At 76.7% G+C, this 12,713-nt stretch carries 3 protein-coding genes (1 of these 3 only partly in view); all 3 read right to left on the minus strand.

Going from position 1 to position 12,713, the window contains the following annotated elements; translation table 11 throughout:
• Tightly spaced (each overlapping or abutting the next), the 3 genes in view from LX83_RS00470 to LX83_RS00480 form a layout consistent with a single transcriptional unit that may run on beyond the window.
• Nucleotides 1-3,600 (minus strand): amino acid adenylation domain-containing protein, encoded by a 3,600-nt coding sequence (locus LX83_RS00470; RefSeq protein WP_253765728.1) that lies wholly within the window; start codon nt 3,598-3,600, stop codon nt 1-3.
• Complete coding sequence (locus LX83_RS00475) at nt 3,597-11,600, minus strand: non-ribosomal peptide synthetase (protein WP_253765730.1); 8,004 nt, start codon at nt 11,598-11,600, stop codon at nt 3,597-3,599. Before LX83_RS00475 ends, LX83_RS00470 begins: the two co-directional genes overlap by 4 nt.
• Nucleotides 11,597-12,713, minus strand: the final stretch of a protein-coding gene (locus LX83_RS00480) for a non-ribosomal peptide synthase/polyketide synthase (protein ID WP_253765732.1). The gene runs 17,681 nt beyond the window's last position; the window shows 1,117 of its 18,798 coding nt (coding positions 17,682-18,798); the start codon falls outside the window, past its right edge; the stop codon is at nt 11,597-11,599. Before LX83_RS00480 ends, LX83_RS00475 begins: the two co-directional genes overlap by 4 nt.

Below are 12,713 nucleotides of genomic sequence, written 5' to 3' on the forward strand. Positions count from 1 at the left end.
TCACACGTCCGCCCCTACTGAGTCCACTCCCACCGCGTCCGCCCCCACCGCGTCCATCCCCACCGCGAACACCCACACCCGCACCGGAACCTCCACCGACAGGTCGAACACATACCGCGCCGCCTCCCCCAACCGCTCACCAACCCCATCCACCCCAACCGACTCCACCACCACCGGAACATCCACATCGGACACATCCAGCACCCGCTGCCACGCCCGACCCTCCACCTCACCGAACACCGTCCGCAAACTCTCGTGCCGCCCCACCACATCACCCACCGCAGCCCGCAACGCCACCACGTCCAACCCACCCCGCACCCGCGCCGCCAACGGAATGTTGTACGCCGCACTCGCCCCCGCCAACCGGTCGAAGAACCACAACCGCTGCTGCGCGAACGACAACGGCAGTCGCTCGGGGCGCTCGGCGCGGCGCAGCGGAAGCCGGGCGGTGGCGGCGGAGTCGAGTCGCCGGGCCAGGCCGGCCACGGTGGGGTGGTCGAACAGGTCCCGGACGGTCGCCTCGACGCCGAGGGCGGAGCGGATCCGGCTGAGCAGCCGCACCGCCAGCAGGGAGTGCCCGCCCAGCGCGAAGAAGCTGTCCTCGACACCGACCTCGGCGCGGCCGAGCACGTCGGCGAACAGCCCGGCCAGGATCTGCTCGTGCGGTGAGCGCGCCGGGCGGCCGGTGGCCGCCGCGCGCGCCGGGATCGCGGCCAGCGCGGCCCGGTCCAGCTTCCCGGTCGCGGTCAGCGGCAGCTCGTCGAGGACCACGATGTCGGTGGGCACCAGGTGGGCGGGCAGGGTGGCGGCCAGGTGCGCGGTCAGGTGCGTGGTCAGCTCGGCGGGCCGCACCGGCGCGTCGGCGGCGGCCGGGACGACCACGGCGCGCAGCGCCCGCCCGGTCGACTCGCCGTGCGCCACCACCGCGGCCCTGGCCACCCCGGGGTGGTCGGTGAGCGCGGCCTCGATCTCGCCCGGCTCGATCCGGAAACCCCGCACCTTGACCTGGTCGTCGGTGCGGCCGAGGAACTGGACCTGGCCGTCCGGGGTCCACCGGCCCAGATCGCCGGTCCGGTACAGCCGGCTGCCCGGCGGCCCGAACGGGTCGGCCACGAACCGCTCGGCGGTCAGCCCCGGCCGGTTCAGGTAGCCCTGGGCGACGCCCGCGCCGGCCAGGTACAGCTCGCCCACCACGCCGGGCGGGACCGGGGCCAGCGCCGGGTCCAGCAGGTGCACCCGGGCGTTGCCGATGGGCCGGCCGATGGGCGGCGCGGCGTCGGCGGGCTCGTCCCCGGCGAACCAGGCCGTGGCGTACACGGTGGCCTCGGTGGGCCCGTAGATGTTGGCCACCCTGGCCTGGGGCAGCCGCTCGCGCAGGGTGCGCAGCAGGCCGGCCGGCAGTGCCTCGCCGGCCAGCACCACGGTGTCGGCCCGGGGTGGCGCGGCGCTGTCGGCCAGCAGCGCGGCCACCACCGAGGGCACCCCGCTGAGCAGGCTGACCCCGTCGGCCGCGGCGGGCCGGTCGAGCAGGTCCAGCAGGTCGGCGACGAGTTCGACGCTCCCGCCGCACAGCAGCGGGACCAGGATCTCGAACACCGACACGTCGAAGGTCAGCGAGGTGGCGGCGAGCACCCTGGCCAGCCCCCGCGCGCCGAACACGGTCTTGGCCCACGCCGCGAGGTTGACCACGCTGCCGTGGCTGACCTCCACGCCCTTGGGGCGGCCGGTGGAGCCGGAGGTGTGGATCACGTAGGCGCGGTGCGCCGGCAGCAGCGGGCCCGGCCGGTCGGCGGCGGCCAGGTCGGTGGCGGACTGGGCGGCCAGCAGCGCGGCGACCTCCGCGTCGTCCAGCGCCAGCACGGGCACGGCGGGCTCGGCCGGCAGGGTGGCGGCGACCGCCGTGCTGGCCAGCACCAGCCGGGGTTGGGCGTCGCCGAGCAGGAAGCTGGTGCGCGCGGCCGGCTGCGCCGGGTCGACCGGCAGGTAGCCGGCGCCCGCCTTGAGCACGCCGAGCACGGCGACCACCAGGTCCGCGGTGCGCGGCAGCGCGACCGCCACCAGCTGACCCGGTCGCACGCCCCGCGCCACCAGCAGCCGGGCCAGCTGGTTGGCCCTGGCGTTGAGCTGGGTGTAGGTCAGCGACACCGGCCCGGCCACCAGGGCGGTGGCCGCGCCGCACAGCGCGACGCGGCGCTGGAACAGCTCCGGGATGGTGGTCTCGGGCACGCGCAGCGCGGTGTCGTTCCACCGGCGCAGCACCAGGTCCCGCTCCTCGGCGGTGAGCAGGTCGATGCTGGCGAGCCGGCGGTGCGGGTCGGCGGCCACGGCGGTGAGCAGCGCCGCGAACCGGTCGGCCAGTCGCTGGGCGGCGGCGCGGTCGAACACGTCCGGCCGGTAGCTCAGCCGGAACCGGAGCCGGGGACCGGGCAGCACCGCCACGGTCAGCGGGTAGTGGGTGGCGTCCTGGCCACTGGCCGCGGTCACCGCGAGCGCGGCCGGCTCGTCCTCGGTGGCCGGCCCGGTCCGCGGCGGGGCGAGCACCGGGTAGTTCTCGAACACGAACAGCGTGTCGAACCGGGCGCCGGGACCGGCCGCCGCCTGGATCTCGGCCAGGCCGAGGTGCTGGTGGTCCAGCAGCGCGGTCTGGTCCTGCTGGAGCCGGCGCAGCGCCCGCAGCACGGTGTCGCCCTGGGGCAGCCGCACCCGCACCGGCAGCGTGTTCACGAACAGCCCGATCATGGCGTCGATGCCGGGCACCGGGGCGGACCGACCCGACACGGTGTTGCCGAAGACCACGTCCCGCCGGCCGGTGAGCCCGGCCAGCAGCAGGCCCCACCCGCCCTGCAGGACCGTGTTGAGGGTGAGCTGGTGGGCCCGGGCCAGCGCGCCCAGCCGCGCGGTGTCCACTTCGGACAGCGTGCGGGTGAGCTGGTCGGGCAGCACGGGCTGGTCCGCGGCTGGCGCGCTGGCCAGCAGGGTCGGCTCGGTCAGCCCGGCCAGTGCGGCCCGCCAGGCCGCGCGGGCGGCGTCCCGGTCCTGCCCGGCCAGCCAGGCCAGGTAGTCCCGGTAGGGCCGGGGCGCTGGCGCGGGCCGGGTGGGCGCGGCGTACAGCGCGAGCAGGTCGCGGATCACCAGGGGCAGGGACCAGCCGTCCAGCACGGCGTGGTGGTGGGTGAACAGCAGCCGGTGCCGCTCGGCGGCCAGCCGGATCAGGGTGAAGCGCACCAGCGGGGCCCGGGCCAGGTCGAACCGCCTGGCGCGGTCGGCCGCGCGCACCGCCTCGGCCTCGGCGGCGCGGCGCGGCTCGGGCAGGCCGGACAGGTCGACGGTCTGCCAGGGCGGAGCCACCTCGGTGGGCACCAGTGCCACGGGCTGGCCGCTGCGGCGCCGGCGGAAGCAGGTGCGCAGGGCCGCGTGCCGGCGCAGCAGCTGGTCGGCGGCGTGGCGCAGCCGGTCCTCGTTCAGCGGGCCGGCGAGGTCCACGGCCAGCTGCACGGTGTAGACGTCCGCCGCCTGTTCGCCGTCCACCGCGTGGAAGAGCAGCCCCTCCTGCAACGGCGACAGCGGCAAGATGTCCTCCAGGCCGGGCTGCGCGCTCACGCTGTCCTCCACTCTGCTTCGAACTCGTCGATCTCGTCCTGGTCCAGATCGAGCAGGGCCACGTCGGACGGGGTGTGCCCGCCGGCGTTCCCGCCGGTGGTGTGCTCGGTGAGCGCGGTCAGCGCCCGGACCCAACCCTCGGCCAGCGCCCTCAGGTCGGGTTCGGCCAGCAGCAGCCCGGCCCGCGACCAGGTGGCCCGCAGCCGCGGCCCGTCCGGTCCGTCCACGGTGACCGCGTTGACGTCGACGACGCGGGGCGCGGGCAGCGCCGGGTCGGTCCCGGGGGCCAGCAGGCCGGCCTCGGCCGCCGGGGTGAACCGGTCGCCCTGGTCCTGGCCGAGCCGCACCCGGCCGAGGTAGTTGAAGCCGATCTGGGGTTCGGCGTGCTCGGCCAGGCGCGGCCCGGTGGTGGGGTTGAGGTGGCGCAGCAGCCCGTAGCCCACGCCGTTGCCTGGCAGCGCGCGCAGCTGCTCCTTGACCCGCTTCAGGGCCGCGCCCGCGGCGGGCCCGCCGGCCACGGCCTGGCCCAGGTCGATCCCGGTCAGGTCCAGTCGCACCGGGAACAGGCTGGTGAACCAGCCGACCGTGCGGGTCAGGTCGGCGCCGGGCAGCACGTGCTCCTCCCGGCCGTGCCCCTCCAGCGCGACCAGCACACCCCCGGTGGTCGGGCGGCCCCGGCCGCGCTGCCAGTCGGTCACGGCCAGCGCCAGCCCGGTGAGCAGTACGTCGAGCACACCGGCGTGGAACGCCGCCGGTGTCGTGGTCAGCAACTGCTGGGTCACCGCCTCCGGCAGCTCGACCACGTGGTGGCCGACGGTGGCCGCGGTGTCCACGGCGGGATCCAGGTCGCGGTCGGCCAGCGCGGTGGCCGGTCCGGCCAGGGTGGCGGTCCAGTGGTCGAGTTCGCCGACCAGCGCCGGGTCGTCCGCCCTGGCCCGCAGTGCCAGCGCCCACTGACGCAGGGACGTGCCCACCGGGGCGAGCGGCCGGGCCGGGTGGGACCAGGCGCGGTCGAGGTCGTCGAGCAGCACCCGCCAGGACACCGCGTCGACCACCAGGTGGTGGGCCACCAGCAGCAGCCGCCCCGGCCGGCCCCGGCCCCGGCCCCGGTCGAACCACACCGCGCGCAGCACGCGGCCCCGCTCCGGGGCGAGGTCGGCGACGGCGGCGCGGCTGTGCTCGGTGATCGCCCGCTCCAGGGCCGCCTGGTCGAACCCGGCGGCGGCCACCGCGGTCAGCACCGTCGCCGGGTCCACGCAGCCGGGCGGGCCGACCAGCAGCGCGTCGGCCCGCCGGTCGAGCGTGGCGCGCAGCGCGTCGTGGTGGTCGAGCAGGGCGCCGAGCACCGCGGTGAGCCGGTCGCGTTCGGCGTCGGGCGGGGTGTGCACCAGGCGGGCCTGGGAGAAGCCGGCCACCGGCCCGCCGCGGTCCAGCAGCCACCGCATGATCGGGGTCAGCGGCACCGCCCCCACCCCGGACTCGGCCGGGACCTGGCCGTGCTCGGGCACCGGCTGGGCCGCGGCGGCCAGCGCCGCCGGGGTCTGGTGTTCGAAGACCTGCCTGGGGGTGATGGAAAGCCCCGCCTGCCTGGCCCGGCTGACCAGTTGGATGGACAGGATGCTGTCGCCGCCCAGGGCGAAGAAGCTGTCCTGGGCGGCGACCGCCGGCAGGTTGAGCAGTTCGGCGAACAGCCGGGCGAACAACACCTCGTCCGGTCCGCTCGGGGTTCCTCCGGCGCCGGCGGCGGGCCGTTCCGGCGCGGGCAGCCGGGACCGGTCCAGCTTGCCGTTCGGGCTCAGCGGGAGCGCCGGCAGCGGCACGAACACCGAGGGCACCAGGTAGTCGGGCAGCAGCCGGGCGGCGTGCGCCCGCAACGCGGTCTCGTCCAGCCCAGTCCCGTCCAGCCCAGTCCCGTCCGGCCCGGTCCCGTTCGGCGCGGTCTCGTCCAGCCCAGTCCCGTTCGGCGCGGTGCCGGCGGCCGGCACCAGGTAGGCGACCAGCCGGGCGGGGGTGCCGTGGTCGGACCGAACCGCCACGGCCGCGGCGGCCACGGCGGGGTGCTCGGCCAGGACGTTCTCCACCTCGCCGACCTCGATCCGCACGCCCCGGAGCTTGACCTGGTCGTCGGCGCGGCCGACGAACTCCAGGGCCCCGTCGGGGCCACGCCGCACCCGGTCGCCGGTGCGGTACAGCCGGGAGCCGGGCGGCCCGAACGGGTCGGCCACGAACCGCTCGGCGGTCCGGCCGGGCTGGTTGAGGTAGCCGCGGGCGAGCTGCACGCCGCCGACGTGGAGTTCACCCACCACCCCGGGCGGGACCAGGCGCAGGGCCGCGTCCAGCACGTGGCAGGTGGTGTTCCAGGCGGGGGTGCCGATCGGCACCGGCGCGGTGGCCCCGGCCGGCTCGATCCGGGCGGCGGTCACGTCGACCGCGCACTCGGTCGGCCCGTACAGGTTGTGCAGCGGCACGTCGAGCACCTGGTGCAACCGGGTGCACAGCGACCTGGGCAGGGCCTCGCCGCTGCACACCACCCGGCGCAGTCCGGTGCACCGGGCGGCGGCCGGCTCCTCGACGAACGCCCGCAGCATCGACGGTACGAAGTGGACGGTGGTGACGCGTTCCCGCTGGATCAGCTCGGCCAGGTGGGCCGGGTCGCGGTGGCCGTCCTGGTCGGCCAGCACCAGGGTGCCGCCGAGGGTGAGCGGCCAGAAGAACTCCCACACCGACACGTCGAACCCGGCCGGGGTCTTCTGCAGCACCCGTTCGTCCGCGTCGGCCCCGAACAGCGCGGTCATCCAGCGCAGCCGGTTGACGATGGCGCGGTGGGTGACCAGCACGCCCTTGGGGCGGCCGGTGGAGCCGGAGGTGTAGATCAGGTAGGCGGCGTTGTCCGGACCGGCCTGGGCCACGCCCTGGTCCGCGTCCCCAGTCCGGTCCGACCCGGTGTCCGCGGCCGCGTCCGCGTCGCGCACCCGGCCGTCCGGGCCGAACCACAGCCGCGGCGGACCGACCACGTCGGCGGGCAGGTCCGGTCCGGCGAGCAGCAGCGCGGGCAGGGCGTCGGCGAGGACCCGGTTGGTGCGCTCGACCGGGTGGTCCGGGTCCAGCGGCAGGTAGGCGCCGCCGGCGCGGTGCACGGCCAACAGTGCCAGGACCAGTTCGACCGAGCGGTGCGCGGCCACCGCGACCAGCACCTCCGGGCCGACCCCCCGGTGGCGCAGCGCCCGCGCCAGTGCGGTGACGCGGGCGTCCAGCTCCGCGTAGCTCAGCCGGGTGTCGCCGCAGACCAGCGCGGGCGCCGCCGGAGTGCGCCTGGCCTGCTCGGCGATCAGCCGGGGCAGCGTGGTCGGCTCCACCGGCACGGCGGTGTCGTTCCAGTCGACCAGGGCTGCGCGCCGCTCCGCCGCGCTGAGCAGGTCGATCCGGTCCAGCGGCCGGTCCGGGTCGGCGGCGGCCGCGTCGAGCAGCCGGGTGAGCCGGTCGGCAAGCCCGCGCGCGGTGTCGTGGTCGAACAGGTCGGTGCGGTAGTTGACCGTGCCGCGCAGCCCGTCCCGGTCGCCGGCTTCGGTGAACGCGAAGGTCAGGTCGAACTTGGCGACCCGGGAGCGCACCGCCACCGGGGTGGTCTCCAGTCCGGGCAGGCCAGGCGGCCGCCGGTCCTGACGCTGGTAGAGCACCATGACCTGGAACAGCGGGTGCCTGGCCAGTGACCGCTCCGGGTTGACGATCTCGACCAGCCGCTCGAAGGGCAGGTCCTGGTGGGCGTAGCCGGCCAGGGTGCGGTCCCGCACCTGGCCGAGCAGGTCGCGCAGGGTGGGCTCGCCGTCGGTGTGCACGCGCAGCACCAGGGTGTTGACGAAGAAGCCGACCAGCTCGTCCAGTGCCTCGTCGGCCCGGCCGGCCACCGGTGTGCCCAGCGGGATGTCGATTCCCGCGCCCAGCCCGGTGAGCAGGGCGGCGACGCCGGCCTGCACCGCCATGAACGTGGTCGCGCCGGCCTGGCGGGCCAGGGCGCGCAGGGCCTGGTGGGTGCGCGCGGACAGGGTGAACTCGACGCTGGCGCCGTGGTGGCCGGGGGCGGCCGGCCGGGGCCGGTCGGTGGGCAGCGGCAGCTCGGCCGGCAGGCCGCGCAGCTGGTCGGTCCAGAACGCCACCTGGGCGCCGAGCAGGCTGTCCGGGTCGTCCTCGGCGCCCAGTGCCCGACGCTGCCACAGGGCGTGGTCCACGTACTGGACGGGCAGCGGCGCCCAGTTCGGGGCGTGGCCGGTGGCGCGGGCCGCGTAGGCCCGGCCGAGGTCGCGCAGCAGCGGTTCGGCCGACCACTCGTCGGCGGCGATGTGGTGCACCAGCAGCAGCACCACGGCCTCGCGCTGGCCGAGCCGCAGCAGCCAGGCCCGCAGCGGCAGGTCGCGGTCCAGGTCGAACGGGTGCGCGGCGAACCGGTCCAGCAGCTCGTCGACCTGGTCCTCGGTGGCGTCCAGCACGGTCAGCTCGGGGGCGGCGGCCCCGGCCGGCAGCACCCGCTGGTGGGGCCGGCCGCCGGTCTCCGGGAAGACGGTGCGCAGGCTCTCGTGCCGGTCGGTCACGTCGGCCAGGGCGCGGCGCAGCGCGGCCACGTCCAGCTCGCCGCGCAGCCGGGCGGCGAACGGGATGTTGTAGGTGGGGCTCGGCCCCTCCAGCCGGTGCAGGAACCACAGCCGCTGCTGGGCGAAGGACAGGGGTGGTGCCTCGGGCCTCGGCATCGGCGTGACCGCGGGGCGGGCCTGGCCCGCGGTGTCCAGCAGCGCGGTGAGCCCGGCCGGGGTCGGCGCCTCGAACACCGACCGCACCGACAGCTCCACGCCGAAGACCGCCCGCAGCCGGGAGGCCAGCCGGATCGCCAGCAGCGAGTGGCCGCCCAGCGCGAAGAAGTCGTCGTCCGCGCCCACCGAGGGCACGCCCAGCACGTCGGCGAAGCAGTCGGCGACCAGTTCCTGCGCCGGTCCCCGGGGCCGGCGGGAACCGGTGCCCGGCGCGGCCGGCTCGGGGTCGGGCAGGGCCGCGCGGTCCAGTTTCCCGTTCGGGGTGAGCGGGAACTCGGACACCACGGCGATCGCCGCCGGCACCAGGTGCGCGGGCAGCCGGGCGGCCAGGTAGCGGCGCAGCTCCCCGGCATCGACCTCGGCACGGCCCTCGGTGTCGGCGCCGGCCGCGGTCGGGGCCGGCTGGACGTAGCCGAGCAGCCGCCGCTCGTCCGGCCCGTCGCCCCGGGCCAGCACCACGGCCCGCGCCACGCCCGGGTGGCTGGCCAGGGCCGCCTCGACCTCGCCCGGCTCGATCCGGAAACCCCGGATCTTGACCTGGTCGTCGGTGCGGCCGAGGTAGTCCAGGGTGCCGTCGGCGCGCCACGCCACCCGGTCACCGCTGCGGTACATCACCGCGCCGGGCGGGCCGAACGGGTCGGCCACGAAGCGCAGCGCGGTCAGGCCCGGCTGGTTCAGGTAGCCCCGGGTCACGCCGGCACCGGCGACGTGGAGTTCACCGGCCACCCCGGGCGGCACCGGCCGCAGCGCGTTGTCCAGCACGTAGCAGCGCAGGTCGGGCAGTGGCGCGCCGATCGCGCTGCCGGTGCTCGGCGCGGCGGCCTGGGCCACGGCGTGGTGGGTGACGTGCACGGTGGTCTCGGTGATCCCGTACATGTTCACCAGTTCCGGCGCGCCGTCCGGGTGCCGCTCGAACTGCTCGAACCACGGGGTGAGCCGGTCGGCGGCCAGTGCCTCCCCGCCGAAGACGATCCACCGCAGCGCCAGGCGCCGCACCGCACCGGGCCGCTCGGCGGTGGCCCGGGTCAGCGCGTGGAACGCCGAGGGGGTCTGGTTGAGCACGGTGACCCGCTGGTCGGCGAGCAGGTCGAGGAACTCGTCGGGTGCCCGGCTGACCTGGTGCGGCACCACCACCAGTCGGCCGCCGTGGCACAGCGCGCCCCAGATCTCCCACACCGAGAAGTCGAACGCGTAGGAGTGGAACCAGGTCCACACGTCCGCCGGCCCGAAGTCGAACCGGGCGCGGGTGCCGGTGAGCAGCCTGACCACGTTGCGGTGGGTCGCCACCACGCCCTTGGGGCGGCCGGTGGAGCCCGAGGTGTGGATCACGTAGGCCGCCTGGTCCGGGTGGGTGGGGCCGCCGCGCTCGATGTCGGTGGGCTCGGTGCTGGGCAGCGCGGCCAGCCGCCGGGTGGTCTCGGGCTCGTCCAGCACGATCCGGGGCACCGCGTCCGGCAGGCCGCGCGCGCTCGCCCGGTCGGTCAGCACCAGCTCGGGGGCGGCGTCGGCCAGGGTGCTGGCGAGCCGTTCGGCTGGGTGGTCCGGGTCCAGCGGCAGGTAGGCGGCACCGGCGCGCAGCACGCCGAGCAGCGCGACCACGGTCCGCGCGCAGCGGGGCAGCGCCACGGCCACCAGCCGCTCCGGCCGCACCCCCCGGGTCAGCAGCAGCCAGGCCAGCCGGTTGGCCGCGCTGTCGAGGTCCCGGTAGCTGAGCGCGCGCGTGCCGTCGACCACGGCGACCGCGTCCGGGGTGGTGCTCGTCCAGTGCCGGACCAGTGCGGGCAGCGTGTCGCCGAGCCCGGCGGGGCCCGGGCCACCGGCCGGTCCGGGGGCCTCGGCAGGAGCCGGGGCGGGCAGCAGCCGGGCCCGTTCGGCGGGGGTGAGCAGGCTGGCGCGGGCCAGTGGCGCGTGCGGCGCGGCGGCCAGCCACTCGCACAGCCCGACCAGGCGTTCGGCGATCCGCTCGGTCTCGTCGGCGGACAGCAGCGGCGGCCGGCACAGCAGGGTGAACCGGAGCCGGGTGCCGGGGTGGACGAGCAGGGTGAGCGGGTAGTGGCTGGCGTCGCTGCCGGTGACCCGGGTCAGCCGCAGCCCGGCCGAGCGCAGCGCGTCCTGCTCGGCCGCGGTGTCGACCGGGTAGTTCTCGAACACCAGCAGCGTGTCGAACAGCGGGCCGGCGCCGGCGATCCGCTGGATCTCGGCCAGGCCCAGGTGCTGGTGGTCGAGCAGCCGGGCCTGGTCGGCCTGCACCCGGGTGAGCAGGTCGCCGAAGGACTCACCCGGGGGCAGTCCCACCCGCACCGGCAGGGTGTTGACGAACAGGCCGATCATCGTCTCCACCCCGGCCACCTCGGCGGGCCGGCCGGCGACGGTGGTGCCGAACACCACGTCGTCGCGTCCGGTCAGGCCGCCGAGCAGCACCGCCCAGGCCGCCTGGACCACGGTGTTCAGCGTGACGCCGCGCCGCAGGGCCAGCGCGGTCAGCGCGGCCGTGGTGGACTCGGTCAGCTCGACGGTGTGCCGCCGGGGCCGGCCGCCGGAGCGGGCCGGGGCCGGGTCGCCCCCGAGCAGGGTGGGCTCGGCCAGCCCGGCCAGGGCCTGCTGCCAGGCGTGCCGGGCGGCCCGCTGGTCCTGCCCGGCCAGCCAGGCGAGGTAGCCGCGGTAGGGGTGGGCTGGCGGCGGCACGGTGGCCGGGTCGGCGGCGTAGAGCGTGAGCAGCTCCCGCACCAGCAGCGGCACCGACCAGCCGTCGAAGAGCAGGTGGTGGTGGGTCAGCAGGATCTGGTGCCGGTCGGGTGCCAGGCGGACGGCGGTGAACCGCAGCAGCGGGGGCACGCTCGGGTCGAACCGCCGGGCCTGGTCCTCGGCCAGGATGCGGTCCAGTGCGGCGGCCTGCTCGCCGGTGGCCAGGCCGGACAGGTCCACCTCGCGCCAGTCCGGGTCCGCCGCACCGGGCACCACCGCCACCGGCTGGTCCAGTCCCTCGTGCCAGAACGCCGCCCGCAGGTTGGGGTGGCGGCGCGGCAGCGCGACCGCGGCGGCGCGCAGCCGGTCCAGCTGGAGCGGCCCGGCGACCTCGACCACGAGTTGCACGGTGTACGCGTCGTCCCCGTCGTCGGCGTAGACGGCGTGGAAGAGCAGGCCCTGCTGCAACGGCGACAGCGGCAGGATGTCCTCGATCCGGGAACTGACCGTCACCTTGTCCTCCACTTGCTCTCCAACAGGTCGATCTGCGCCTGGCTGAGCGAGACCAGCGGCAGGTCGGACGGGGTGTGCCCGCCCGCGTCCGCGTCCCGGCCGTGCGCGGCCAGCCCGTCCAGCGCGGTGAACCACGCCTCGGTGAGCGCCCGCACCCGCTGGGCCGACCACAGCGCCGGTGCGAACACCCAGCGCACCCGCAGCTCCGGCCCGTCCGGACCCTCCACAGTGGACGCGTTCACGGTCAGGCCGGTGGCCAGCGGCAGCTCGGGGTCGGCCAGCCCACCCAGCCCGGCCGCGGTGGCCACCGGCGCCCACTCGGCCGCCCCGGTCGCGGCGGTGTCCAGCCGGCCCAGGTAGTTGAATGCCACGTCCGGGCCGCGCAGCCGGGCCAGCACCGGTGCGGTGCGCGGGTTGAGGTGGCGCAGCAGCCCGTACCCGATGCCGTTGTCCGGCAGCGTCCGCAGCCGCTCCTTGACCCGCTTGAGCGCCTGCCCGGCCGAGGGACCGCCCCGAGCCGCGGCGGCGCGGTCGATGCCGGCGAGGTCGAACCGCACCGGGTGGGCGGTGGTGAACCAGCCGACCGTGCGGGACAGGTCCACGTCGGCGACGCCGTCCTCCCGGCCGTGCGCCTCCACCTCGACCAGCACCGCGTCCCCGCCCTGGCCGGCGTGCCCGGCCAGGGCCAGCACCAGTCCGGTCAGCAGGACCTCGGCCGCGCTGGCGTGGAACGCGGCCGGCACCTCGGTCAGCAGGGGGGCGGTGCGGGTGGCTGGCAGGGTGGCCAGCAGGTGTTCGGCGGTTCCCGCGGTGTCCCGGCGCGGGTCCAGCGGCCCCGGCCGGCCGGTGCTGGCGCCGGGGCGCTCGTCGGTGGGGTCCGCGCCGGCCGGGTCGGCGAGCATGCCCGTCCACAGGTCCAGCTCGGCGGTCCTGGCCGGGGTGGCGGCCTCGGCGGCCAGGGCGGTGGCCCAGGTGCGCCAGGCCGTGGGCACGCCGGGCAGCTCGGGTACCGCGCCGGCCGAGACCGCGGCCCAGGCGCTGGCCAGGTCGGCCAGCAGCACCCGCCAGGACACCCCGTCCACCACCAGGTGGTGGATCACCAGCAGCAGGTGG

The organism is Goodfellowiella coeruleoviolacea, assembly GCF_024171785.1.
Classification (GTDB): domain Bacteria; phylum Actinomycetota; class Actinomycetes; order Mycobacteriales; family Pseudonocardiaceae; genus Goodfellowiella; species Goodfellowiella coeruleoviolacea.